22 protein-coding genes are annotated in these 25984 nt (G+C 62.5%); 10 read left to right on the top strand and 12 right to left on the bottom strand.

Annotated elements, in window-relative coordinates; genetic code table 11:
- The first annotated feature begins 19 nt into the window (after window positions 1-19).
- The 3 genes from AC2FNA_RS17660 to AC2FNA_RS17650 all read left to right on the top strand — a co-directional run bounded on the left by AC2FNA_RS17660 (window position 20) and on the right by AC2FNA_RS17650 (window position 4498).
- Window positions 20-1096 (top strand): phosphatase PAP2 family protein, encoded by a 1077-nt coding sequence (locus AC2FNA_RS17660; protein WP_496828777.1) that lies wholly within the window; start codon window positions 20-22, stop codon window positions 1094-1096.
- A gap of 253 nt (window positions 1097-1349) precedes the next feature.
- Window positions 1350-3791 carry a Lon protease family protein gene (locus AC2FNA_RS17655; protein ID WP_496828776.1) on the top strand — a complete coding sequence of 814 codons (2442 nt, stop codon included), beginning with the start codon at window positions 1350-1352 and terminating at the stop codon, window positions 3789-3791.
- Window positions 3792-3832: 41 nt separating this feature from the next.
- Window positions 3833-4498, top strand: coding sequence for a hypothetical protein (locus AC2FNA_RS17650; RefSeq protein WP_496828774.1), 666 nt, complete (start codon window positions 3833-3835; stop codon window positions 4496-4498).
- Between the two features lie 40 nt (window positions 4499-4538).
- On the opposite strand, the gene AC2FNA_RS17645 is transcribed toward AC2FNA_RS17650, so the two are convergent.
- Window positions 4539-6116 (bottom strand): oleate hydratase, encoded by a 1578-nt coding sequence (locus tag AC2FNA_RS17645; protein ID WP_496828772.1) that lies wholly within the window; start codon window positions 6114-6116, stop codon window positions 4539-4541.
- 131 nt (window positions 6117-6247) lie between these two features.
- Here AC2FNA_RS17645 and AC2FNA_RS17640 point away from each other — a divergent pair, with 131 nt between their 5' ends.
- The gene (locus tag AC2FNA_RS17640) at window positions 6248-8932 is read left to right on the top strand and encodes a cation-translocating P-type ATPase (RefSeq protein ID WP_496828770.1); all 2685 of its coding nucleotides are present in this window, start codon (window positions 6248-6250) and stop codon (window positions 8930-8932) included.
- Window positions 8933-8955: 23 nt separating this feature from the next.
- Here AC2FNA_RS17640 and AC2FNA_RS17635 read toward each other — a convergent pair whose 3' ends face one another.
- From AC2FNA_RS17635 to AC2FNA_RS17615, 5 genes are all read right to left on the bottom strand, one after another.
- On the bottom strand, window positions 8956-9210 hold the full coding sequence (locus AC2FNA_RS17635; RefSeq protein WP_496828768.1) for an acyl carrier protein: 255 nt from the start codon (window positions 9208-9210) through the stop codon (window positions 8956-8958).
- Window positions 9207-10403 (bottom strand): dihydrolipoamide acetyltransferase family protein, encoded by a 1197-nt coding sequence (locus tag AC2FNA_RS17630; RefSeq protein WP_496828766.1) that lies wholly within the window; start codon window positions 10401-10403, stop codon window positions 9207-9209. Before AC2FNA_RS17630 ends, AC2FNA_RS17635 begins: the two co-directional genes overlap by 4 nt.
- Before the next feature lies 1 nt (window position 10404).
- Window positions 10405-12402 (bottom strand): pyruvate dehydrogenase (acetyl-transferring) E1 component subunit alpha, encoded by a 1998-nt coding sequence (gene pdhA, locus AC2FNA_RS17625; protein ID WP_496828764.1) that lies wholly within the window; start codon window positions 12400-12402, stop codon window positions 10405-10407.
- Window positions 12399-14141, bottom strand: a complete 1743-nt coding sequence (gene acsA, locus AC2FNA_RS17620) for an acetate--CoA ligase (protein ID WP_496828762.1) — start codon at window positions 14139-14141, stop codon at window positions 12399-12401. The genes pdhA and acsA overlap by 4 nt, the downstream gene beginning before the upstream one ends.
- A gap of 196 nt (window positions 14142-14337) precedes the next feature.
- Window positions 14338-15588, bottom strand: coding sequence for an aminotransferase class V-fold PLP-dependent enzyme (locus AC2FNA_RS17615; RefSeq protein ID WP_496828760.1), 1251 nt, complete (start codon window positions 15586-15588; stop codon window positions 14338-14340).
- 167 nt (window positions 15589-15755) lie between these two features.
- Here AC2FNA_RS17615 and AC2FNA_RS17610 point away from each other — a divergent pair, with 167 nt between their 5' ends.
- Window positions 15756-16385, top strand: a complete 630-nt coding sequence (locus tag AC2FNA_RS17610) for a sulfotransferase family protein (RefSeq protein ID WP_496828758.1) — start codon at window positions 15756-15758, stop codon at window positions 16383-16385.
- Here the strand turns inward: AC2FNA_RS17610 and AC2FNA_RS17605 are convergent.
- Together AC2FNA_RS17605 and AC2FNA_RS17600 are read right to left on the bottom strand one after the other, a co-directional pair.
- Entirely contained in the window at window positions 16382-17119 is a 738-nt protein-coding gene (locus AC2FNA_RS17605) for a creatininase family protein (RefSeq protein ID WP_496828756.1), read from the bottom strand. The two genes, AC2FNA_RS17610 and AC2FNA_RS17605, sit on opposite strands and share 4 nt — an antisense overlap.
- A gap of 81 nt (window positions 17120-17200) precedes the next feature.
- Window positions 17201-17971 carry a transporter substrate-binding domain-containing protein gene (locus tag AC2FNA_RS17600; RefSeq protein WP_234136171.1) on the bottom strand — a complete coding sequence of 257 codons (771 nt, stop codon included), beginning with the start codon at window positions 17969-17971 and terminating at the stop codon, window positions 17201-17203.
- A 117-nt stretch (window positions 17972-18088) separates the two neighbouring features.
- Between AC2FNA_RS17600 and AC2FNA_RS17595 the strand changes: the two genes are divergently transcribed.
- The 4 genes from AC2FNA_RS17595 to AC2FNA_RS17580 are packed head-to-tail and all read left to right on the top strand — an operon-like array spanning window position 18089 to window position 20956.
- Window positions 18089-18820, top strand: a complete 732-nt coding sequence (locus tag AC2FNA_RS17595; RefSeq protein WP_496828754.1) for an amino acid ABC transporter ATP-binding protein — start codon at window positions 18089-18091, stop codon at window positions 18818-18820.
- Entirely contained in the window at window positions 18820-19578 is a 759-nt protein-coding gene (locus AC2FNA_RS17590) for an amino acid ABC transporter permease (RefSeq protein WP_234221509.1), read from the top strand. The genes AC2FNA_RS17595 and AC2FNA_RS17590 overlap by 1 nt, the downstream gene beginning before the upstream one ends.
- 2 nt (window positions 19579-19580) lie before the next feature.
- Complete coding sequence (locus tag AC2FNA_RS17585) at window positions 19581-19922, top strand: carboxymuconolactone decarboxylase family protein (protein ID WP_496828752.1); 342 nt, start codon at window positions 19581-19583, stop codon at window positions 19920-19922.
- Window positions 19922-20956 (top strand): aromatic ring-hydroxylating dioxygenase subunit alpha, encoded by a 1035-nt coding sequence (locus tag AC2FNA_RS17580; RefSeq protein ID WP_496828750.1) that lies wholly within the window; start codon window positions 19922-19924, stop codon window positions 20954-20956. The genes AC2FNA_RS17585 and AC2FNA_RS17580 overlap by 1 nt, the downstream gene beginning before the upstream one ends.
- Here the strand turns inward: AC2FNA_RS17580 and AC2FNA_RS17575 are convergent.
- On the bottom strand, window positions 20942-22051 hold the full coding sequence (locus AC2FNA_RS17575; RefSeq protein WP_496828748.1) for a hypothetical protein: 1110 nt from the start codon (window positions 22049-22051) through the stop codon (window positions 20942-20944). The genes AC2FNA_RS17580 and AC2FNA_RS17575 overlap by 15 nt on opposite strands.
- Window positions 22052-22120: 69 nt before the next feature.
- Between AC2FNA_RS17575 and AC2FNA_RS17570 the strand changes: the two genes are divergently transcribed.
- Complete coding sequence (locus AC2FNA_RS17570) at window positions 22121-22705, top strand: carboxymuconolactone decarboxylase family protein (RefSeq protein ID WP_496828746.1); 585 nt, start codon at window positions 22121-22123, stop codon at window positions 22703-22705.
- A 12-nt stretch (window positions 22706-22717) separates the two neighbouring features.
- Here the strand turns inward: AC2FNA_RS17570 and AC2FNA_RS17565 are convergent, their stop codons facing one another.
- From AC2FNA_RS17565 to AC2FNA_RS17555, 3 genes are all read right to left on the bottom strand, one after another.
- Window positions 22718-24325, bottom strand: a complete 1608-nt coding sequence (locus AC2FNA_RS17565) for a peptide chain release factor 3 (RefSeq protein ID WP_496828744.1) — start codon at window positions 24323-24325, stop codon at window positions 22718-22720.
- A gap of 45 nt (window positions 24326-24370) precedes the next feature.
- Window positions 24371-24814, bottom strand: a complete 444-nt coding sequence (locus AC2FNA_RS17560) for a c-type cytochrome (protein ID WP_496828742.1) — start codon at window positions 24812-24814, stop codon at window positions 24371-24373.
- 128 nt (window positions 24815-24942) lie between these two features.
- Window positions 24943-25959 (bottom strand): Hint domain-containing protein, encoded by a 1017-nt coding sequence (locus AC2FNA_RS17555; RefSeq protein ID WP_496828850.1) that lies wholly within the window; start codon window positions 25957-25959, stop codon window positions 24943-24945.
- Window positions 25960-25984 lie beyond the last annotated feature (25 nt).

The raw sequence follows: 25984 nt of genomic DNA, 5'->3' as shown, positions 1-25984 counted from the left end.
ACGAAGGGGGAACAGCAAGATGCCGATACCGACAGGAAGACTTGGCCCGTTTGATGCACGCGATGCACGCGATGCGCGCGACGCCCGGGATGCACGCGATGCAAGGGATGCGCGCGGGGCCTCGGGCTATGGTGGTAGTCCGGCCTATCTGGGCCTGGGCATCTCGCCACACACCGAGCATGACGGCGAGGGGACCCCGGCGGTTGAAAACCGATGGTGGCCGGGAAACCAATGGCCGCCGACCCATCCGGTCGTGGCGGACGGCTCAGGCGACCCCGCGCGGCTTCACGCGATATACAAGTTCTACAAATCCGCGTCGTTCAACCACTGGTCGCCGGGCAATCAGGCGATTGCATTCCTTTCCGAATTCGCCGCCCTGGATTCTGAAGGGGCAGGTGGCCCCGACTGGATGAGCCTGTCATTGCCCGAACCGGCCCATACCGGAACCAACACAGGCGATGAGACGAATTTCGGCGGCGGAGTGAGTTGGAAGATCGACGATGAGCTGAAAGAACTGGTGGGGCTGATCGAGTATCGGCAGGGCGTACTGGATGAGGCCTTGCAGCAACGTGATACGCTGATCGGCTATTTTCAGGGGATCATGCCGTTTGCATACCTGTCGCATCCCAACACGTTCCGCCTGTGCAATCTGGCGCTTACGGTGGCACAGTTTCTTGCCTTCCACTTCAAGATGAAGTTCGGGCGCCCGCGACCCTCTCAATTGCATCCCGGATTGTTGCCACCGATCGATGTGCCCCAGCATGCCGCCTATCCCAGCGCCCATGCCACCGAAGCCTGGCTGATTGCCTATTGTCTTGACGAGGTAATGCTGGACGCAGCGGGAAACAAGATACTGGAAACCGCGCATCAGGGCGGTGCAACACGCAATGCCCTGCATGACATGGCCACGCGCATCGCCCGAAACCGCGAGGTTCTTGGGGTTCACTACCCGTCAGACAGCGAGGCGGGAAAGCGGCTGGCGCTGGCCGCCTTTCCGATCATGAAAGCTTGCGCGACGGTTGGTACCCTGGCCGAGGACGGTCTGCTCAAGAAGGCCAGGCTGGAATGGAATGGTGTCTCGAACGTGGCCAGCTGACGCATCTGCCTGGAAAGGGCGATGACTTCGCCATTCCCGACGAGAACAGCCGCTGTCACGCGAGGCTCGGTTTTCTTGCACCTGCTGTCGTCAGTCAAGGCGAGGCCGATGCCATCCTGTGGCAGGGAATACCTTGCTCATCGAACCCGAGAACGTTCGTTTCCTGAAGGCCGCAAACGCTTGATGGAGATCAACGCCAACCTTTTTCGCAGCACCTAGATTGAAGGCATCCGGAGTACACGAGGTGGCTATCATGGCGACACGATCGAAGGGTGAACTGTCGGTCGAACAGCTGCAGCAGAAGTGCGACCCCACGATCCTTGCGGCGGCGCAGGTCGAAACAACCGGGAATGGCACGCTCGTTGGGCAGGAACGCGCGCTGCGCGCCCTCAAGCTGGCCGTCGAAATTCGCCACGCGGACTTCAACCTTTTCGTGCTCGGCCCGCAAGGCACGGGGCGCCATACTACGGTCGAGCAGGTTCTGCGTGATCACGCAGCCACGCGCGAAACCCCATGCGATTGGGTCTACGTGAACAACTTTGACGCGCCGCACAAGCCGGTCGCACTCAAGCTTCCTGTCGGTATGGCGGATCGTCTCAAGACCGAGATGGAGGACATCATCGACGACCTCGCGGGCGACATGCCGGCGCTCTTCGAGTCCGAGGAATACCAGGCACAAAGGCGCGCAATCGAAGAAAGCTTCAGCGAGCGGCACGAGCAGGCGATGGCCGATTTTGCCGAGCGCGCCCGCGCCGAAGACACGACCCTGATCAGAACGCCGATGGGCTTCATGGTCGCTGCAACCAAAGAGGGGAACGTCCTCAAGACCGAGGAATTCCAGAAGCTTTCCGAAGACGAGCAGGCCGCGATCGAGGAGAAGGTCGATCGCTTTCAGAACCAGCTTTCCGAGATTCTCAGGGACGCTTCGAAACTGGAGCGTGAACACCGCTCGCGCGTAGAAGAGCTGAATGCCGAGATGGCTGAACGCGCGGTTTCAAGCCGGATCGACGAGGCTCAATCTGTGTTCGGCACTGTCGACGGGGTTGCCAGCTATCTGGCGCGTGTCCGGACCGACATGATCGAGAACCCCGAGACCTTTCTTCAGGCCGCAGCCGAGCGGCAGACCGGGCCCTTTCCCGAGGCGGTCGGGAAATCGCATCTCGACCCGATTTTCCTGCGGTATCAGGTCAACGTGATCGTCTCCAACGATCCGGGGCAGGAGGCGTCAGCGCCCGTGGTTGTCGAGGACCTGCCAACCTTGGAAAGGCTGGCGGGGCGTATTGAACATGTTTCCCAGATGGGATCCCTGGTCACCGACTTTTCCCTCATTCGTCCGGGCGCGCTGCACCTGGCAAACGGGGGGTACCTGCTGATCGATGCGCAGCGCATTCTCGGGGAGCCCTATGCATGGGACGCGCTGAAGCGTTGTCTCAAGAAACGGTCGATCACGATCACCTCGCTTGCGGATCGCATGAGCCTGTTCTCGACAACATCACTGGAACCGGAACCGATTCCACTGGATGTCAGGGTCGTTCTTGTCGGGGACCGCATGCTGCACAGTCTCCTTGTCATGCTGGACCCGGAGTTTTCGGAACTGTTCAAGGTACAGGCCGATTTCGAAGGTGTGGTGGACCGCAGCGACCAGACAATGATCGGTCTGGCCTCGGTCATTCGCAATTTTGTCCGCGAACAGGGTTTGCTTCCCCTGTCCGATACCGGTGCGGCACGCCTGCTGGACGAGGCCACGCGGATCGCAGGTGATGCCAGAAAGCTGACGCTGCAACTGAGCCCGTTGGCAGACCTGCTGCGCGAGGCGGAGCATTATGCACGCTCCGACGGGCATTCCATCGTCGGTGAAGCCGATATAGGTCGCGCCGTCGACGAGGGTGAGCGGCGCGCATCGCGGGTGCAGGAGCGTTTTCAGGAAGCCATGTCGCGGCAGATCATCCTGATCGATACCGAAGGAGCCAAGGTGGGCCAGATCAACGGATTGTCCGTGATAGAGACGGGGGGGCACAGGTTCGGCCGACCCTCGCGCATCACGGCGCGTGTCCGAATGGGATCCGGCAAGCTGATCGACATCGAGCGAGAGGTGGAACTTGGCGGTGCCCTGCATTCCAAGGGCGTCATGATCCTTGCGGGATATCTCACATCGACCTACGCGCTTGATGCACCTTTTTCGCTGCATGCCAGCCTTGTTTTCGAGCAGAGCTATGGCGGGGTCGATGGCGACAGTGCCTCTTGTGCCGAACTGATTGCGCTGCTTTCGGCACTCTCGGGCCGACCCGTCCGGCAGGATTTCGCAATGACCGGTTCGGTCAACCAGCTGGGCGAAGTTCAGGCGATCGGTGGCGTCAACGAAAAGATCGAAGGCTTCTTCGATCTGTGCGATGCGCGTGGTCTGACCGGCGGGCAGGGCGTGATCATCCCGGCCTCGAATGTCGAGCATCTCATGTTGCGTGACCGGGTCGTTGCGGCGGTCGCGCAGGGGCGCTTTCGTATCATTCCGATCCAGTCGGTCGACGAGGGGCTGGAAATCATGACCAGCTGTACCGCAGGCGCCAGAACGGAAACGGGCGTGTTCCCGGAGGGAAGCGTCAATGCGGATGTCGAAGAACGGTTACGCGCCTTTGCCAGGGAACGAAGGGCCTTTGCGTCGCGTGCCGAGCCGACAGGAGAGGGTGGCCGGTCATGACTGGCAGGATACGACCCGAGCCAAATCTGGTTGTTGCGGGCATGAGCCTTGCCGATGTCAAGGCCACGATGTCCTATGCGCGTGTCTTGCTCGAGACACTCTCGGCGGCCCCGAGGGGGCTGCTTGTGGATACGCGGATTGCCGGGCTGACAATTGGCGCGGGGCACAGGATCGTTGCCCCCGACGGTACGCTGCGCGACATTCCCAGTGACGAACAATCGCGGCGAACCTTGAAACGAGAGGTAAGCTCTGTCGAGACACTGATGGCCGAACTCGCATCGGGTCGGTCCCGGCACTGGCGTTGCGACCTTGCCGAGGGCGATATCGTGTCCTGCGCATGCGCCGCCGCCCAAGACGAAGATATCCTGCTTTTGTGCCAGCGCCCGATGCTCGGTTTTCATGGCGATGTGCTGCTGATCGGCGCAACCGGTTCACATTCCGCCACAGTGTTGGCCACGGTCCGGGCGCTGGCCGATGCGTCCGCAGCCCTCGTGTCCGAGGTTCGGAATGACGAGAAAGCTGCAGATGTTCTGGAGCGGATCGATCGCAGCCGTGTCGCGGCGATCGTCGTCGATCTGACAGTGGGGCCTTTCACCAGTGAAGAGGACCTGCGACATCTTTTCTCGGCCGCAAGATGCCCGGTGGTGGTGATCGGGGCAACGCGTCTCAAGCGCCCCTCTGCCCAAACCGGTGCGCCCCGTGACTGAGGCGGAGTTCTCTTGATACGCTTGAGCAGGCAGGCGGGAGCTACATACCCAACAGCACCCTTGCCGCGCGCCCCAATACCATCGGATCGAGATCGGTGCGTGAAACGGGTGGGGGCGCATCGACCAGTCCCGTCAATTGCGCAACGGCGGTCCGGGCCGAGCGTACCGAATACTCCACCGTAAAGACGCAGTCGCGGGGCAGTTCGCAATATTGCCCGATGATCGCAAAATTGCGCGCACCGGGCGGGCGTACGTCGGGGCGGTCGCCCGGATTGCGCGGCATGAACTGGCTGGTGATAAAAGGCATGCGGCAGGGAATGATACGCGCCTTGTCGAACCATGCCCTCTGCGCCTCGGACAGGCGCAACTGGCCGGAAAGCTCCTTGATGATTTCCGTTCCGGTGGCCTCCCACATGGGCTTCCTGACAAAGTCTCCGTCCCGTTCACCCCGCAGGCCATAACCCCAAAACGTATAGGTCCCCTTCTTCTGTGCCCGGAAGTGCGGCTGATGAAGCATCACGACAGAAAGCGTCCAGCCCGAACCGGCAAAGGTGACAAGCCCCCCGGTTCCGCTGCGATTGTTGGTGAAATCCTCCATGAACTCGAAGAACTCGGGGCCATCCATCGTGACCGTGAAAGATGTCCATGTGGTCTGGTCGGGTCGGCCCAGGAACACGTCGGGGTTCCCGAAACCTTCGTGTTCAGTCGCCAGCTTGCGCCACAGGTTCCAGCTTGGCCCCGGACCGTTGCCGCCGCTTGGCGCGCGGTCGTTGGACCCCAGAGCCGAGCCCTCTGTCATCGAACCAAGGGTCAGGTAGGCATACATGTCCGACCGCAGCGGCACCGTCCTGCCATCGCTAAGCAGGAGGGCGCTCGCGCGGCGATCCAGCTTGGTGCCGCTGATCAGGACGTCGGCAACATGCGCCTTGGTTTCGATACGTACGCCGCGGGCCGTCAGCCATGCCAGGATCGGAGCAATGATTGAATCATACTGGTTGTGGCGTGTCCGCAAGATCCCGGCGATCCGGGTGAAGCCGGGAAACAGATGGATGAAACGCCGCAGATACCTCTGCATTTCGGTCAGCGAATGCCACGGCTGGAACGAAAACATCGTCGACCACATCAGCCAGAAATTGCTGTCGAAGAAATCGGGTTGAAACCAGTCCTGGATGGTCTTGCCGCCCAGACCCCGCTCGCTGTGCAGGAACAGCCTGTTGATGTCTACAATGTCGCGTGCGTTCAGCGTCAGTTCGTGCCGGTCCTCGGCCGGCCTGCCATCACGCACCAGCCTGCAATTGGAGGATCCCGGAACCATGCGGTTGAACGCAAGAAGATCCTCCTTGAGCGACGTTGTCGGATCGTCGGCAAGAGGAATGCTGTCGAGAAGATCCAGCGTGCAGACGAACTGGTCTTCGAACATGCGACCGCCTCGAACCAGGTAACCGGTTTCGGCACTCCCCGATCCGTCAAGCGCCCCGCCCGCCGTCTCCAGTGCTTCGTAGATATGGATGTTGCGACCAGCAACGCCCGCGTCGCGGCACAGATACACCGCCGTCGCCAGCCCCGCGATGCCGGCCCCTACGATATGATGTGTTTGCGTGTGCGTCGCCGTTGGCATGGCGTGACCTTTCACCAGATTGTATCACAATTCTAGCATCTATAGATCTTGGTGCCGACAGGCGTCTGGAACCCGGTCGAAAATGTTTTGTTGGAGGCGGGCGTTCAACTGCCTCCGGATCGCGAAAGCCCATGTCACGCATCCATGTAGAAAGCGAGATACGATCACAGGTCCACGCAGACGGGAGCGCGGCGGCGCTCGCTCTTCTTGGCGTCGACCCGGAAATCGGCCTGTCGTCGGACGAGGCCGCCTTGCGGCGGCAAGCCTATGGTGACAACCGTCTGGACAGGGTGAAGCGTCGCTCTGCCCTGGCACTCTTGCTCGATCAGTTCCGCAGCGTGATCGTCTGGTTGCTGAGTGCTGCTGCGCTGTTGTCGGTGGCGGTGGGGGACTATCCCGAGGCTGTTGCGATCATCCTCGTGCTGGCCATCAACACCGCCATCGGCTTCTTCACCAGTTGGAATGCCCTGCGCTCGATGGAGGCGCTGTTCAGTCTCACCGCGGCAACGGCACGGGTCCGACGTGACGGTCATTCGGTCATGCTGCCAGTGCACGAGATCACGCCGGGCGACATCGTTGTCGTCGAGGCGGGGGATGTGGTGCCCGCAGACCTGCGGCTGATCCAGGTCGACACGCTGCAATGCAACGAATCCGCGCTCACCGGTGAATCGGCCCCCGTTTCGAAAACCGTCGCGCCGCTTGCTCTTGACGCTCTTGTCGCGGATCGAACCAACATGGCCTTCAAGGGCACGGCGGTGACGCGGGGCGATGGGATCGGCGTGGTCGCGACGATCGGTTCCGAAACGGAACTGGGTCGGATATCGACACTGGTTCAAACCGCCGAGGCTGCCGCGCATCCGCTGGAAAAGCGCCTCGACAGGTTGGGGCGCACCCTGGTCCTGATCACCATCGCGCTATCCACCCTGATTGGCGCAATCGGGTTTGTACGAGGTCTGGCGCTGGTAGACATGATCGAAACCGCGATTGCACTGGCCGTCGCGGCAGTGCCCGAGGGGTTGCCGGTCGTCGCCACGCTCGCGCTTGCCCGAGGGATGTTGCGGATGGCGCGGCGGAACACGTTGATCGAACGGCTTTCGGCGGTGGAAACCCTGGGCGCGACAACGCTGATCCTGACGGACAAGACCGGGACACTGACCGAGAACAGAATGACCGTCGCGGGGTTCCTGCTGGACGGGCGCGATTTGGCGGCCGCTGATCTGTTGAATGCACAAGCGGCCGTGACCGCGCCCGATCTGCGTCTCGCGTTGGAAATCGGCGTGTTGTGCAATACTGCCGAGATCGGTCAGGCGGGCGCGCAACACGGGGTCGGTGACCCGATGGAAATCGCCTTGCTGCATTTTGCCGAACTGCTTGGCGTGCGTCCCGATCTCGACGCGGACGACAGGCCCGCGATCGCCAAGCATCCCTATGATCCCGAATTCAAGATGATGGCGACGCTGCATTCCGCAGGCGGCGATGTGTTTACCGCGGTCAAGGGGGCGCCCGAAGCGGTGATCGACGCCTCTGATCGTGTTTTGACGGCAGAGGGCATCCGTGACCTCTCCGAGGTCGCGCGGCAGGACTGGCTGCAACGGGTCGAGGATGCTGCAGGTGACGGCTATCGCCTGATTGGGCTGGCCTACAAACAGGGCGGTCCAGAGGAAGCCGCCCTCTATCAGTCGTTGATTCTTGTCGGCCTCGTCACGCTTCTTGATCCGCTCCGACAGGATGTGCCCGCCACCATTGCCGAGTGCCGGGACGCCGGAGTGCGCGTTGTCATGATGACCGGTGACCATATTGCGACGGCCAGGGAAATCGCGTTGCAGGCCGGTCTCGGAGAGGATGGGCGCATCGTTGCGCTGTCCGAAACATCGCTTGAAGGGTTGAAAACGAGGGGCAACGATGCCGAGATGCGGGATCAGCTGGAGCAGGTTGATGTTTTCGCCCGCGTTGCTCCGGAAACCAAATTGAAGCTCGTCGCCCACTACCAGGACGCCGGTCATATCGTTGCGATGACCGGTGACGGTGTGAACGATGCGCCCGCGCTCAAGAAATCGGATATCGGTATCGCCATGGGCCAGCGCGGCACGCAGGTCGCGCGCGATGCGGCGGATGTCATCCTCAAGGATGATGCATTCTCCTCGATCGTTGCGGCGATGTGGCAGGGGCGCGTCATATTTGGCAATATCCGGCGCTTTGTCATCTACCTCATGTCCTGCAATTTCAGTGAGATACTGATCGTTGGCCTGGCCATTGCAGCAGGGTTGCCCGCGCCGCTGCTGCCGCTTCAGATCCTGTTCCTGAACATCGTGACGGATGTCTTTCCCGCCTTTGCACTGGGTCTTGGCGAGGGGGATCGCAGCGTCATGAAACGGCCGCCGCGCAACCCGAAAGAGCCGATCGTCGGAATGCCGCAATGGGTTGATATCGTCGTCTTCGGCCTTGCCATCACCATTGCCACGCTGGGAGCGTTCTGGATCGCGCTATCGCGGTTGGACATGGATGCCCACGATGCCGTGTCCGTCGCGTTCCTGACCCTTGCGCTGGCGCAGCTGTGGCACGTGTTCAACATGCGTGATCGGGGCGAGCCCGGCGTGATCAACAGCGTCTCCCGGAACCCTTGGGTCTATGCCGCGCTGGGGTTCTGCATGGGGTTGTTGGTGGCCGCGTTCCAGATCCCGGCCGTTTCAGAGGCTTTGCAGCTGACGCCGCTAGGCTGGCGGCAAGGGGCGCTGGCAGTCGGTGCAAGCCTGTTTCCCATTGTTGTCGGGGGCGGTTGGTTGCGCGCAGGCCGCCGCACCACGCGAGCGGATTGACGACGCGCTGGCAGCAGCGCCCGTTACTCCGGCTCGCGCAGCCGTCTGGCAAGATATCCGCTGGCTTTCCGTGGCGTTTCAATCTCCTTGTAATCGGACTCGGGGATCGAAACGCCGAGACGCGCATGCAGCGCTGTCACGAGATTGAGGATATCCATGGAATCCAGTTCCAGATCATCCTGAAGATGGTCTGTGTCCCTTACCGTTGCCGGGTCTATGTCGGGCGCGACACGGTTGAGTTCCTCCAGGAAGATCGCCCTCGTTTCGGTTTCGGTCATAGCTCCTCCGGTCTGGCAAGGCAGTCTTGGATGGCGACGAGAAACCGGGACGCCTGCCGCCCGTCGCAAACACGGTGGTCGGCGGACAGAACAAGGGTCGTGACCTGGCGCGGTTCCACCCCGGACCCGGTTACCCATGGTCGTATCTGTGGCGCGCCCACGGCAAGAAGTGCGACCTGCGGGGGAAAGATCACTCCGGTCATGCCCTCTGCGCCATCCTCGCCCAGGCTCGACACGGTCAGGGTGCCGCGTGTGAACTCGGAACCGCGCAAGCGTCCGGAACGCGCCCGCGTGACCATGTCGCGCAACCCGGCCATGACATCCGACAAGCTCATCTTGTCGACATCGGCCAGCGCAGGGGCCACCAACCCGCCACCGCGCAGGGAAATGACCATGCCGATGTTCACCGTTTCCGAGGGGACAAAACCACCCCCTGTAAAATGACCGTTGAGAGCCGCGACCTGCCGGGCCGCCATCGCCGCCGCCTTGACAAAGACGGCTCCCAGCAAAATCCGGTCGGCTGGCGGCCGCTCGGCGTTCTGCTGCGCGAGCCATTCCGAAACCGGTTGGGTTTCGACCGTGTGCGAGACGTAGAAATGCGGTATCTCGCGCTTGGACCGGCTCATCGCGGCGGCGACGGCCTGGCGCATGTCCGACAGGCCTTCTCCGGCTGGCCGGCTGGTGGGCGTGGCCTGTCCCATTTGCGCCTCGACATCAGCCAGAACAATTGCGCCTTGGGGGCCCGAGCCCTTGACCTGGACGAGGTCGATCCCGGCCTCTTGCGCGGCGCGGCGGGCCGCCGGGCTTGCACCGGCGGCGGACGCTGGTGGCTCTTGCCGGGGCTGCGCGGGCTTTTCCGAGGGCGCTTCGGCTTCTGCTGGTGGGGCAGGGGCGCTCAGCTCCTTCGGCGCCGGTCGTGTTTCCTCTTCCGGCGGCTTTGGCTCCGCACCCGCTTCTTCGCCGTCGCCGATCCGGGCCATGGGGGCACCAACCGGCAGGGTCTGCCCGATCTCCACCAAGAGTTCCGTGACCGTACCTGCCTCGAAAACCTCGATCTCGATCGCGCCCTTCTGGGTCTCGACCACGGCGACCACATCACCGCGCGCGACCGTGTCACCGGGGTTCACCAGCCATTCGACCAGTGTCCCGGCCTCCATGTCGGCCCCCAGCGATGGCATTCGGAAAACACCCATCTCAGCCGCGCCCCAATGCCGTTTTGGCGGCGGCGACAATGGCCGGAACCTGCGGGATCGCGGCATCTTCCAGATGTTTCGGATAGGGGATCGGCACCTCTGCCGAACAGACCCGCCCGACCGGAGCGTCGAGTGTCCAGAACACCTGTTCCATGATGCGCGCCGATAGTTCTGCCGCCAGCGAGCCGCTGCGCCAGCCCTCGTCGACGATGACCGCCCTCCGTGTCCGCGCGACCGAGGCCATGATGGTTTCATCGTCAAGCGGTCGCAACACGCGCAGATCGATCACCTCGGCCGCGATCCCGTCGCCGGACAGCACTTCGGCGGCCTCCAGCGTCTTGTAGAGCGAGCCGCCATAGGTGATCAGGGTGATGTCTCCGCCCTCGCGCCGGATCGCCGCGCGCGAGATGTCGACGGCACCTGCGCCCGCGTCGATCTCGCCGCTGCGATTGTAGAGCATCACGTTTTCAAAGATCAGCACCGGGTCGGGATCTTCCAGCGCCGTCCACAGCATGCCGCGCGCATCCTCCAGCGTGGCGGGGGCAAGCACCCTGAGCCCCGGAATATGCGCATACCACCCTTCGAGGCTGTGGGAATGCTGCGCGGCCAATTGCTTGCCCGCGCCAGTTGCCATGCGGATCACCACGGGCACGTTGAACTGCCCGCCGGACATGTGCCTGAGTGTCGCTGCGGTGTTCAGGATCTGGTCCAGAGCGAGCAGGCTGAAGTTCACCGTCATCAGCTCTACGATGGGGCGCATGCCCGCACAGGCTGCCCCGATCCCGGCGCCGGTAAAGCCGGATTCCGACAGTGGGGTATCGCGTACGCGGGCCTCGCCGAATTCGTCCATCAACCCCTTGGACACCGCGTAGCAGCCCCCATAGGCGCCCACGTCCTCTCCCATCAGGAACACCCGTTCATCTCGTCGCATCGCTTCGGAAATCGCGGCGCGAACGGCGTCGCGATAGGTGGTCTCGATCTTCTCCCCGGTGGGCGGGGATGCTGCGACCGGTGGCGTTTCGACGGCCACCACGTCGTGGGTCAGGCTTTCGACCGGTTCCCAGGTGCCTGCCTCGGCAAACTGCACCGCCTCGGCGATCTCGGCCTCGGCACGGGCCCCGATCGCCGTGATCTCTTCTTCATGGATCAGACCGTTGTCCAGAAGCCAGGACTGGAACCGCAGGATCGGCCCTTTTTGCCTCCACGCTTCAACCTCGGCCTTGTCGCGATAGAGCTGCGCGTCGAACATCGAATGCGCCCGGAACCGATAGGTCCGGCACTCCAGAAAGACGGGGCCTTCGCCCGCGCGTATCCGGCGCAGCGCCTTCGCCGCGGCCACCTCGACAGCGACGACATCCATGCCGTCGACAACCTGCGTTTCGATGCCAAAGACGGCAGCCTTGCGGCCGATATCTGTTTCCGACTCGGACCGGTCCAGCGCGGTTCCCATGGCATAGCCATTGTTCTCGCAGACGAACAGAACCGGCAGGGTCCAGAGCGCGGCAAGGTTCATCGCCTCGTGAAACTCGCCTTCGGCCACAGCGCCCTCGCCAAAGAAACAGGCGGTGACCGTGTCGTCACCCCGCATCCTGTCAGCCAGCGCAAGTCCGGCGGCCAGCGGCAGGCCGCCGCCCACGATGGCGTTCCCCCCATAAAAATTGCGCGTGGCATCGAACAGGTGCATGGAGCCGCCGCGACCGCCGGAGCAGCCCTCGGCCTTGCCATACATCTCGGCCATGACGGTGGTCATCGGCACGCCGCGCATCAGGGCGTGGCCATGTTCGCGATAGGTGGCGACAACCCGGTCCTTCTCGGCCAGAAGCGGGATGATCCCGGCGGCAATCGCCTCTTCACCATCGTAGAGATGCAGGAATCCCCGGATCTTTTCCTGTGTATACAACTCTGCGCATCGTTCTTCGAAGCGTCGCACCCGGATCATGTCCCCAAGACGCCGACGGACAGTGTCGTGATCAAGCTTCGGTTTTTCCTCCGTGCTCATGTCTCCTCCGTCTCCAGTGTCGAGGTATCGCCTTCGGGCAGACCCAGTTCGCGCGCTTTCAACAGACGGCGCATGATCTTGCCCGATCTCGTTTTCGGCAGCGTGTTGCGGAACACGATCTCGCGCGGGGCCACGGCGGCACCCAGACGTTTGCGGGCGAAACCGCGAATGTCGCGTTCAAGCTCGGGGCCGGGTTCTGCACCACGATTGAGCGTGACGAAAGCCTTGACCACCTCGCCGGCGGTTTCGTCGGGCACGCCGATCACCGCCGCCTCGGCCACCGCGTCATGTTCGATCAGCGCGCTTTCCACCTCGAACGGCCCGATCAGGTGGCCCGAGGACTTGATCAGGTCGTCGGCCCGCCCGACGAACCAGTAATACCCGTCGGCATCGCGCATGGCCAAGTCGCCGGACAGGTACCAGCCATCGGCAAAGCACTTGTCATAGCGCGCCTGTTCGTTCAGATAGGCCCGCATCATCGAGGGCCAACCTGGCCGCAAGGCCAGTTCGCCGATCTCGCCATCCGGCAGTTCGCGCAGGCCATCAACGGCGGGTTCGACGATCCCGGCGGTGATCCCCGGCAGCGGCTTGCCCATCGAACCGGGCTTGATGTCCGCGTCCTGCGTGTTGGCGATCATGATCCCGCCGGTTTCGGTCTGCCACCAGTTGTCATGGAACGGCAGCCCGAACACCTCGTTCGACCAGATCACCGCCTCGGGGTTCAGCGGCTCGCCGACGCTGGCCAGAAACTCAAGGACCGAGAAATCGTAAGGAGCGGCGGCGTCCTTGCCGGCGCGCATCATCATCCGTATTGCGGTCGGGGCGGAATACCAGATCTGGACCTTTTCCCGCTGAAGCGTCCCGTACCAGCGGTCAAGGTCAAATTCCGCCTCGTCAACGATCATCGTGGCCCGGTTCACCAGCGGCGAGATGATGCCATAGGTCGTTCCCGTGACCCAGCCGGGATCGGCGGTGCACCAGTAGCGAATGCCGGGCCGCAGCCCCAGCGCACGGCGCCCGGACAGGGCGTGGTAGAGAACCGCCTCGTGAACATGCAACGCACCCTTGGGCTTGCCGGTGGTGCCCGAGGTGAAATGGATCAGCGCCGGGTCTTCGGGCCGGGTGTTGACCGTCTCGTGTTCCGGCGAGGCTGCGCGCAGCGCCGGACCCAGCGCGACACATCCCTCGGGTGCCTCCTCGCCAACGATCAACACAAGACGCAGCGTCGGGATGTCCTCCCGCCAGGCGGCGATCTTGCGTTCATAGAGTGCGCGGCTGGTGACCAGAACGTTGGCCTCTCCGATTTCCATCCGGGTTCTGAACGGCTCGGGCCCGAAGGCGGCGAAGAGCGGCGTGAAGACCATGCCCGCCTTCCAAGTGCCCAAGGCCGCGGCATAAAGCTCTTTCTCGCGGCCCATGGCGGAAAAGACGCGGGCTCCTTTCTCCAGACCATGCGACTTCAGCACATTTGCTAATCGGGAGGAGAGTTCGGCAAGCTCCTGATAGCTGATCACCTCGCGGCGACCATCTTTCGAGAGCCAGATGATCGCTGTTTCACGACCATGGCCCTGCGCGACATGGCGATCGACGGCCTCGAAACCGATGTTGAGCGCGCCATTCGGCAAACCCGTAACCAGCGCGCGTCCCATCGCGTAGGCATCCAACCGAGCGGTTCCGACGTCCGGCGTCGACTTCGAGCTTCCCAAATGCTGCGGGCGCTTTCTGATGATCTCGTGCATCACGGCCCCCTCCCACTTGAAATGTGGCCGAAGCGGAGCCGCGCGAGCAATGATCCATATCAAAACGGGCCCGGACCCAAGAGGCCCCGCACGCGGCACTGGTGTGGCCGTGTTGCCGGGAGCGGTCTGCTCACGAAACGCGCCGCGGGCAAGACCGCGCGGCACGTTCCTTTCGCCTGCCCCGGACGGCAGGCTGTCAGGCGGTGATGTCTTTCATGGCGGCAAGGAACTGGGCGACTTCCTGGATGCTGTTGTAATGGCACATCGAAACGCGCACGCAACTGTCCATGCCCAGCGGTGTCAGGATGTTGCCCGAGTAGTGGTCCGCCTTTCTCAGATGGGTCCGAATGCCCTGTTCGTTCAGCGCCCTGACCACATCCACCGAGGGCACGCCCTCGACCCGCAGCGACACGAGACCCTCGCGCGCGGGGTTGTCGACACCGCCAAGGATGGTCACTTTTTCCATCTCCGCCAGGCCGGACAGGTTGCCGGTACCATGGATCATGGCATCGGTCAGGGCCTTTTCCTGGTCATGGATCGCTTCGGCCGCCGCCTTGAACTTGCCTCGTCGGTCGGTGGCATCACTAACCTCGCCGCCCAGCCATTCGAAATAGGAGACGACGTCCGACATGGTCGCATAGGCACCGGTGTCGCGGGTACCCATTTCCCAGTTGTCTTCCGGCCCGTCGAGCAGCGCGTTATGGGGCAGGCGGGTCAACCGGTCCGAGATCCATGCAACCCCGTACCCATGGCGCGAGAACACCTTGTAAGGCGAGATCACGTATCCATCCACGTCATGGTCGGTCAGGTCGATGCCGCCATGGGCCGCGTGCTGAATGCCGTCCACTATGATGAAACAGTCGGGGGCCACCATTCGGATGGCACGGCTGACGGCTGTCACATCCACGCCCATGCCTGTCACGGGCGAGGTGTGTACGATCGTGGCCACCCTGGTGTCCGGGGTGACGACCGCGGCATAGGCATCGGCCCCGATCGTGCCGATGGCGTCGTCATGTGGTATCAGAACATGCTGCTGGCCCGCGATGCGTGCCCAGCGGTCACAGGCCGAGCGAGAGGCGGGGTGTTCCAGCGTCGATCCCAGAACCTTGCCTGTGCCGGTACCCAGACAGGCGTTCATGATCAGGCGGAACAGCAATTCAGTGCCGCTTTCCCCCACAAAGAACTGGCCTCCGGGGGCGTTCATGAAGTCCGCCATGTCCTGCTTGGCCTTGTTGATTGTCGCCACCAGTGCATGACTGCCGGGATTGTCGCGTCCCTGGTTGTCGGGGATGGCGGCATGGATGGCAGAGCTTTCCAGAACGGTTTTCAGCGTCAACGCACCACCGGCGTTTTCAAAGAAGATGCGCCGCCCCTGCACCGGGCAATTTTCGACCTGGGCAAATCGGTCACGGATTTGCGCCAACAAGGGATCGGATATCTTGGTCATCTGAGGGGTCAGGCTCCTGAATGGGGTGCTTCGGGCAACTTAGGGGATCCGGCGGCGCATGACATCCAGAGAAGTGATGCTCATCTGCCATTTCAAGAATAGATTGCCAGCCGCGTTTCCGCGCCCCATGCTTCGCTGACACGGCTTCGGTTGAAGGAGAGATACCGATGGCACTGGAAATCATCGGCGCCGGTTTCGGGCGGACAGGCACCGACTCGCTGCGCGCAGCATTGACGATCCTGGGGTTTGGTCCCTGCCACCATATGTACGAGATCCGCGACAATCCCGAAAAGATAGAGCCATGGCATGATCATTTCTGCGGGGGTGCGCCGCTGGATCTTGACCTGCTTTTCGACGGGTACCGGTCGCAGGTCGATTGGCCCGGTGCACATCTATGGCGGGAGGCGGCTGAAAGATATCCCGATGCCAAGGTGATCCTGTCGGTCCGCGACGCCGAAGGCTGGTACAACTCCTATTCCAAGACCATCAAGGTCTTTCGCGAGACGGAGATGCCACCCGAGGCCGTGCATCAGCGCCGCATGCAGGAATTCATCGAAGTTTTCCTCGCAGACCGTTTCGATAGTCGCGAACGGGCCATTGCCGAATTCGATCGGCATGTCGCCGAGGTGAAATCTGCAATCCCCGCGGATCGCCTGCTTGTCTATGAGCTTGGGACGGGCTGGGAACCGCTTTGTGCATTCCTCGGGGTCCCGGTCCCGGAGCAAGACTATCCGCACACCAACTCTTCTGAGGCCTTTCGGCAGAGCAATATCGAGTCGGCGAGCGATCAGCGCTAGGTCCGGGCGCCCGAAAGCAGGGCCTGATAGTCGGCGGCAACCCCTCTGGCCGCTGCCTGCAATAGCTGTGCGCCGTATTCCGGGGTGGCAAGCGCCGAATGCGAGCCGACCCGGCCATCGGGAAACTCCCGCCGGTGCAGGTCGGGTGGCCCATGCCGGTCGCCGGCCCGGCTGGCGATGTCCTCGGCAGTCAGTAGACGGGGTGGCGTGGCTGCGGCACCCGGCGCCACTCGCCGGCCCAGGAATTGCGTGATCGAGATTTCCGCAGGCGTGGCGTGCATGCCCTCCCACTGTCCAAAGAACGACTGGCGCAGGGCGTTGACCTCGTCGAACTCCCACCAGCTGCGGATGTGCACCGTATCGAGAGACCGGGCAACGCGGCGCATCGGTGCCAGGTTCGCCCCATGCGCGTTCAGGACATAGACCCGGCGAAACCCCTGCGCCTGAAGCCCGCGCACGATCTCGGCGAAGAGGTCGGCAAAGAGCTGTTCGGAAATTGACACGGTGCCGGGAAACCCGGTGTTGAACGGCGCAGGGGTATAGGCCAGCGTCGGCGCCACAAAGGTCTCGACGATCTCTGCCGCCGCCTCGGCAATGGCCTGGGCACAGGTGGCGTCCGTCCCGATGAGGCCCATCGGGCCATGCTGTTCGGTCGAACCGACCGGCAAGATGATCCCGTCATGATCGGCCAGATAGGTATCCACCTCGGGCCAGGTCGCCTGATCCAGTCGCATGTTTCCCACCTGTCCGATTGAAAAGGGGGGCATGGATCATGCCCCCCGTCACCTTGACCTCTCGACCGCTTATGCGGCGCTTCAGAGGCCCCACTTGGCCTTGGTGGCTTCGAAAAACCCCTTGGCCTGTTTCACCTTGACCCAGTTGTTGACGTAGTTGATCCACACCTGATCATCCTGCGGCAACAGCATCGCGATCGGCGAGGGCGAGCGCGGTTCGGTATTGGGAACCTGGACTACGCCATGCTTGGCCTTCAGCGTCGAGCCTTCGATGTTGGAAGTAATGAACACATCCGCGCGTCCAGCGAGAACCTCCTGGAAACCACGGGCCGGGGCCTCGACCACCTTGATGTCGGCATTGGGGAACCATTCGCGGGCCAGCGCCTCGAACGTGGTACCCAGCGTGGTAGCCACCTTCACATTGGGCTGGTTGATGCTGTCATAGCCATCGAAGTCGCCTGCCTTTGCAGGGATGGTAAAGGGCATGATCTCGACCGCGATATAGCTTTCCGAGAACCCGGCCACCTTCATTCGGGGCGGGCTGATCGAGGCGGACCCGGTCATGTGGTACTTGCCCGCCACGACACCGTTGACCAGCGTTTTCCAGTCCGTCGGCACGAATTCGACGGTAACGCCGAGGTCGTTGGCCAGTTCGTTGGCAACGTCGATATCAAACCCTTTGTAGCTGTTCGTGGCCGGGTCGCGAACCGACATCGGGTTCCAGTCCCCCGTGGTGCCGAATTTCAGAACGCCGCTGTCGAGGATATCGTTCAGCGCGGATTGCGCCTGTGCCGCAGCAGCCAGACCAAGGCTGAGAACGCCCGCCGCAGCGATTGTCATCCAGTGTTTCATCGTCGTCTCCCTGTTTCTCGCGCTTGCTTTACTTGAACGCTTTGACACTTGAACTTGTGGCCATTCCCCTTCAGCCTCAAGAAAAATCTTCCCTCAGGGGAGGGCCGGGGAGGGGAAATGACCGATATCGCCATCGAAATGGTCAGTGTAAACAAATGGTTCAGTGATTTTCACGTGCTGAAAGATATCGACCTGACGGTGAAGAGTGGCGAGCGGGTGGTGATCTGCGGCCCAAGCGGATCGGGCAAATCCACGGTGGTCCGGTGCATCAATCGGCTAGAAACCCATCAAAAAGGCAGCATCCGCATCTATGGATCCGAGGTGAGCGAGCGCCCCGAGGATCTGCGCGGTGATGTCGGCATGGTGTTCCAGCAGTTCAACCTGTTCCCGCATCTGAGCGTACTGGAGAACCTGACGCTTGGCCCGATGAAAGCGCGCGGGTTGAGCCGCAGCGAGGCAGAGGACCGGGCGCGCCGTTATCTGGAGCGGGTGAAAATTCCCGAACAGGCCGACAAGCGCCCCGGTCAGCTGTCCGGCGGCCAGCAACAGCGCGTCGCCATCGCCCGCAGCCTGTGCATGGAGCCCAAGGTGATGCTGTTCGACGAGCCGACCTCGGCCTTGGACCCTGAAATGATCTCGGAGGTGCTGGACGTGATGGTCAAACTTGCCGAGGAGGGCATGACCATGATCGTTGTAACGCATGAGATGGGATTTGCCCGCAAGGTCGCCGACAAGATGGTGTTCATGGACGCCGGCGAGATTGTCGAAACAGGCGCACCGGCCGAGTTTTTCGGGAACCCGAAATCGCGCCGCTGCCAGACCTTCCTTAGCCAGATACTGAGCCACTGATGCGCCTTCTTCTCTCCCTTGCCGCGCTGGCCCTGCTGTCGGGCTGTTCCTCGTCAACGACATGGGGCTGGTATGTGATCAACCCCTGGACGCCGTCGGGCTGGGTCAACATCAAGTTCCTGATCGGCGGCATGGGGGCCACGATCCTGATCTCGGTCATCGCGGCGGTGCTGTCCATTGTCCTGGGCTTGCTCGTCGCGCTGCCCGGCCTGTCGTCGCGCTGGTATGTCCGGCTGATCAACCGCGTTTATGTCGAGTTCGTCCGGGCGATCCCGCTGTTGCCGATGCTGTTCTGGGTGTTCTACGGGCTGCCGATCATCTTCCGCTCGATGGGGTTGGATATCCCGATCGACCCGTTCTGGGGCGCAATCATCACGCTGGCGATCTCGGACAGCGCGTTTACCGCCGAGATCTATCGGGCCGGGATCCAGTCCATCGCGCGGGGGCAGACCGAGGCGGCCCAGACCATCGGGCTGAACTATCTTCAGACCATGCGCTATGTGATCCTGCCGCAGGCGATCCGGCGCATCCTGCCGCCGCTTGCGAACCAGTTCATCTATATCGTCAAGATGTCGGCCTTTGCCTCGGTGATCGGCATGCAGGAGCTGACCCGGCGGGCCAATGAACTGGTGGTGACCGAGTATCGGCCGCTGGAAATCTATACCTTGCTGATCCTAGAATATCTGGTTCTGGTGCTTGTGATCAGCGCGGGCGTGCGGTGGCTGGAACGCCGCATGGGGTCGGACGAAAGGGGATAGGAATGGATTGGGAAGCCTTCATGGACGGGATCGTCGCGGATCTCGCGGTCCTGAACCCCGAGATGCCCGAGACGGTCAAGGGGTTCGGAATGATGGGCGCCGCTGCCAAGAAATCCGGCGCGCTTGACGAAAAGACCAAGGAGATCATGGCGCTGGGCATCGCCATCGCCACCCGCTGCGACAGTTGCATCGGGTTTCATGTGAAATCCCTGATCCGCCTCGGCCTGACCCGACCCGAACTGTGCGAGGCGCTGGCCATGGCGACCTATATGGGTGGCGGGCCGTCCTATGCCTATTCCGCCAAGGCGCTCAAGGCCTATGACACGTTCAAGGGGGGCAACTGATGCAATCGGACCGTTTCATCCGCAACACCTGGTATGTCGCCGGGCGCAGCGAGGATTTCAGCGACCGGCTCAAACCGCTCCGCTTGCTGGATGAGGCGATCGTATTCTACCGGAAAACCGATGGAACCCCGGCCGCGCTGGAGGATGCCTGCCCGCATCGGAAGCTGCCGTTGTCGATGGGCAATCTCAAGGGCGACACTGTGGAATGCGGCTATCACGGACTGACCTTCGATTGCTCGGGTGCGTGCGTATCCGCCCCGACGCAGGGCGACCCGATCCCGAAGCGCGCCCGGGTCCGCAGCTATCCGGTCGAGGACCGCTATGGGTTTCTCTGGATCTGGATGGGCGACCGGGCACCGGGGCCGATCATGGACATCCCCAATTTCGACAATCCCGCCTGGGGCCGGACCGAGCGTGGCGCGCTGCAGATCGCCTGCAACTATCTCTACGTGATGGACAATCTGCTTGATCCCAGCCACGTCGCCTGGGTCCATGTCACCAGCTTTGCCGGGGCAGGGACCGACACCCGCCCGCTGGATATCGAAGAGCTCGACGACGGGGTCATCGTCTCGCGCTGGATCATGGCGGAACCGGCACCGCCCTATTATCGGGCGATGCTGGCCTTTGGGGACAATACCGACCGAAAGCAGCATTACGAATGCCGCCTGCCATCCACCGCGATCAACATGAGCGTCTACACCCGAGCGGGCACCGGCGGGCCCGATGCCATCCTGCCCGACGACGCCTATCTGAACATCTCCTATAATTTCATCACCCCGGTCGATGCGGACAATTCGCTGTATTTCTGGTTTCAGCACCGCAACACCGATCCGGGCGACGAGGCCATCAACAAGCGGATGTTCGAAGGCGCGACCATGGCGTTCAACGAGGACAAGGCGGTGCTGGAGGCCGTGCATGAGGGCATGAAAAACCGCAAGACGCCGTATATGAACCTCGGGTTGGATGCCGGTGCGATGCGGTTCCGGTCCAAGGTGGACAAGGTGATCGCCGCCGAGACCTCAGGCGAAGCTTAAGGCCCCCTCAGGCCCAAGCCCGCAGTCTTGCGCGGGCGCGTCATAAGCGGCGCGCAGATCCGGATGACGGTCGAGGATCTCGGTTGCCCCCGGCATGGCCTCGGGCACCAGCCGACCCGCCTGCCACAGGGCGATACCGTCGGCGGTGATTGTCGGGTCGAGGATGTTGAGCGAGATTTCACCCGGCGCATAGGCGCCGCAGGTATGCACGTGCAGCAGCCGCGGGTTGCCAAAGGCGCTGCCGCTCCAGCGTTCGAAACTGTCCCGCGCCGGATCCCGGAACGCACAACCGGGATGGATGCCGCAATGCCAGGAATGGACGAAATAGGGGTCGATACCGTATCTTTCACCGATCCCGCGATAATGCGCCTCGGCGCGGGCCACATCTGATGCGGTGCCGGAAAACCCGGTGATCCGGTTGCCTTCGATTTCGACGAACAGCACGTCCTCAAGCGCACAGGCATAGGGCTGATAGAAGCGTGATCCCGTTCCGACCAGGAAACCGCGTTGTGCAATACGACCGCTGAAGTTTACGGCAGGCACCGGGGAATGCACCGACAGAGGAAACCGGATCGTGTTGGTGTCCTTTGGCTTTGCGTCAACCGGCGCGACATGGCCGGTGAAATCGGTTCCGGCAGGGCAGGTGACCGTTATGCTCCGGGCCTGTCCCATCGCGCTGTCGATACGGTCGCGCAGTTGAACCATGGCCGCGTGGTCCAGTCGACCAAACGCCGATCCCAGCATGACCCCGTCCAGCGCATAACACACGATGGCACGTATTGTGCCCGGCAGGTCCTGAAACCTGAGCTGATCGCCCAACCGCGCCAGAAAGACGGTCAGGTCCGCCGCCTGCATCGCTGCGGCCAGCGCATCGTCCGGCGCGGTCGCGGTTTCCGTGAACGGGGCCATAACGACCGTGGCACGGATTCCGAGGCTCTGCGCCGCATGCATCAGGCCGTCCACGATGCATTCGCGGTAATACCCCAGACCGGGCGGTTCGCGCACGATCAAGACCGAGTCCCCTGCCGACAAGCCGCCGCAACGGGTCAGCAGGTTGACCGCTCCGGCGTGCAGGTCTTCCTTATGGTCAAGCATATTGGCCTCTTGCATGGGAAGATGCTAGCAAGGGCTGCTGGCGTTGAACAGCGGCAAGGGAGATACGAGATGAGCGCTTGGATCGAGATGATCGGGGATGACGCGGCGGACGGGCGCCTGAAAGAACTGCTCGACCGGGCGCGCACGCCCCATGGCACGGTCGACACCGTCATGCGGGTGCATTCGCTGCGCCCCGAAACGATGAACGGTCATGTCACCTTGTATCGCTCGGTCCTGCATTCCGACGACAACACCCTGCCGTTCTGGTTTCTCGAGGTCGTGGCCAGCTATACCTCGATCCTGAACGACTGTACCTATTCGCTGACCCATCATTTCATGAACGTGCGCAACCTGCTCCGGGACCAGCCGCGATCGGACCGCATTTTTATCGCGCTCAAGGCACAGCGGCCTGAGGACGCGTTCGAGGGCAAGGAACTGGCCCTGCTGCGCTATGCCGCCAAGCTGACCACCGGGGTCGGCAGGATGGTCAGATCGGATTTCGAGGCTCTGAAACTGGCAGGCTGCGACGATGGCGAGATCCTGGAGGTGAACCAGGTCTGCGCCTATTTCAACTATTCGAACCGCTTGCTGAACGGGTTGGGTTGCACGACAGAAGGGGATGTCATCGGCTATTACAAGGGCGACGAGAGCTAAGACCGCCGCCCGTCAGACCATCATTTCCTTGGTCGCGGTCAGCTTCAGCTCGGGGTAATCGCGGATCACCCGGTCGATGTCCCATTGCAGACGCGTCAGATAGACAACGTCTCCGTCATGGTCATGTGCGATATGCTGCTTGTTGGCGTTGATGAACTTGTCCATCGCCGCCTTGTCGCCCGCGACCCAGCGGGCGCTGGTGAATTGCGAGCCGTCGAACCGCACCGGCAGGCCGTATTCCAGCTCGATCCGGCTGGCCAGAACCTCGAATTGCAGCGCGCCCACGACACCGACGATAAAGCCCGAGCCGATCATCGGCTTGAACACCTTGGCGGCGCCTTCCTCGGCAAACTGCATCAGCGCCTTTTCCAGGTGCTTGGCTTTCATCGGATCGCCCGCGCGTACGCCCTGCAACAGTTCCGGCGCAAACGAGGGGATACCGGTCACCCGCAGCGCCTCGCCCTCGGTCAGGGTGTCGCCGATGCGCAATTGCCCGTGGTTGGGGATGCCGATGATATCGCCGGCCCAGGCCTCGTCCGCCAGTTCGCGGTCCGAGGCAAGGAACAGTACCGGGTTCGATACCGCCATCGGTTTCTTGGTGCGCACATGGGTCAGCTTCATGCCGCGCTTGAAATGACCCGAGGCCATGCGGACAAAGGCAACCCGGTCACGATGCTTGGGGTCCATATTCGCCTGAACCTTGAAGACAAACCCGGAAACCTTTGTTTCCTCGGGTGAAATCTTCCTTGGCTCGGCGCTTTGCACCTGGGGTTCCGGACCGTAATTGCCGATCCCGTCCATCAGTTCCTTGACCCCGAACGAGTTGATCGCCGAACCGAACCAGATCGGCGTCATATGCCCTTCGAGCACTGCCTGCGGGTCGAGCTTGGGCAAGAGCTCGCGCGCCATCTCCAGCTCTTCGTGTAGCTTCTCAAGCAGATGCGCGGGCACGTGCTGGGCCAGCTTGGGGTCGTCAAGCCCATTGATTTCAATGCTTTCGGCCACCTTGTTACGGTCGGCGCGGTCCATCAGCTCCAGCCGGTCGCGCAGGATGTCGTAACAGCCGATGAAATCGCGGCCCTGACCGATGGGCCAGCTGGCGGGCGTCACGTCGATGGCCAGCATCTCCTGGATCTCGTCGATGATCTCGAACGTGTCGCGGCTTTCGCGGTCCATCTTGTTGCAAAAGGTCAGGATCGGCAGGTCACGCAACCGGCAAACTTCGAACAGTTTCTGCGTCTGGCTTTCAACGCCCTTGGCGCCGTCGATCACCATCACCGCCGCATCCACCGCCGTCAGGGTGCGATAAGTGTCCTCGGAAAAGTCCGAGTGGCCGGGCGTGTCGACAAGATTGAACCGGAACGTCTTGTAATCGAACGACATTGCCGAGGCCGAGACCGAGATGCCCCGGTCCTTTTCCATCTGCATGAAGTCCGAGCGCGTGCGCCGCGCCTCGCCCTTGGCCCGCACCTGTCCGGCCATCTGGATCGCGCCGCCGAACAGCAGAAACTTTTCGGTCAGCGTGGTCTTTCCCGCATCGGGATGCGAGATGATGGCAAAGGTGCGGCGCCGCGCGATCTCGGGCGGCAAAGCAGGGCGGTTCGAGGCGATATCCAACATGCAGGCGCGTATAGCAGGTTGCGCCGCCCTTGCAAGAATGCGCGTTTACGAGGGTTTGCGGAAATCCTGGTGACAGGATTTGCAGGTGTTGCCGATCTGCGCGAGTGCCGGCTTCAGATCGGCCTCGGTCTCGATTGCTGCGGCCGCCTCGGCGGCGGCCAGTGTCAGTGCCTCGGACCTCTGGCCGAAGGTGTTGAAATCCTGCCAGATCGCGGGCAGGGCCTCGGATTTCGGATCGTGCTCTTCGGCCATGAACAGTGTTGGAACGCTGGCCGCATGGGCGGCAATGGCGGCGGCGGCGGCTCGGGCCTCATCTGCATCGAACGCGGCCTCGCCCTTGGCCATGGCACCCAGGATCTTGGTATTGTCGGCGATCTGCATCATCGCGTGCATCCGCGCCTTGACCGCCGGGTTGCTGACGCCGCCATGGGCCAGCGCCGCGCTTGCGGCAAACAGGGCGAGAAAAAGAGGGATGGGGCGCAACGGCATGAGGCTTCTCCTGTTCACGGGTCGCGGCAGGATAAGCAGAGGGGGCAACAGGTCAAGACGCAGAGGTCGTCGTGGCGGTCGCGAAGCCGTGAGTGATCCGGCCAGACAGATCAACGCCGACGTGACGCTCAGCGTTTGGTCGAGGCGCGTTTCAGAAGGTCGATCGCATCGGGCCGGTCGAGCAGCGCCTTGGCAACATCCATCCCGTGTCCTTCGCCACTTGCATGCTGGTCCAGGAGCGGGCTGACCTGCTCCAGCATCTCTTGCGGCAAGGCGGGGCGGGTGCGCGGGTCGAGCAGCATGGTTTCGGCCGCGATCCCCTCGGCATAGATGATGTGATGGCGGTCGAACAGCAGCTGGAAATAGTCGACGAAACCGCCCTCTTGCACGAACACGGTATCGCCGTTGACCAGATGCCGCGCCTTGACCAGCAGTTCCGGTCTGCCGACGCCGATCTCGTCGCGGCGCTGATAGACAAAGAGCCGGTGATCGGGGCTGACCACGAGGTCGTTCTCGTTGTTGAGCGTGCCGGCGCGGATCACGATGGGGGCGAACTCGCCCATTGCCCGGACCGTGGTCTGCCCGATCCAGCGCACCTCTCGCACGCCGTCGTCACGGGTCAGCACCCGGTCGCCGACCTTCAGGTCCTCGATGCGGACCTGTGCGCCTGACCCCAGCGTGATATGGGTGCCGCGGGTGAAGGAGACACAGGCGACCTGGGCGAATTTCTGGCCGGCGCGGTCGCGGTCAACGCCCACCAGCGTATAGTCGGTCTTGGGCAGCAGAGGTGCCAGCGGCAACAGGTAGAGCTCGGCGATATGGCCGGTCGTGTCGAGTTCGACCAATAGGATGGCGTCGGTGGTATGGCCGTCGGGACTCATCAGGCTCAGCGCGCAATCCAGGTGCAGCGCGGCGCCCGGCTGCCCGGTCTCGGTGTCCCCGGCGATCCGGAACCCACCGTCATCCATCGCCTCGATCCCCAGCCGCCAGGTGCGGGCATCCATCGCCATGCCATAGACATCGTCCAGCATCAGCTCGTCCATCGGGGCAACCGCATCGCCCAGATTGGCGCCATTGGTCACCGAGAAATCCTCGGCCAGATAGACGGGAACGGATTGGATCGGGGCGTATCGGGTCACGAAGATGGTCCGGATGTTGGTTAACAGGGTA

The organism is Ruegeria sp. YKSD163, assembly GCF_059612905.1.
Note: the sequence above shows the minus strand (reverse complement) of the source record. Positions and strands in the feature narration are given on the sequence as shown.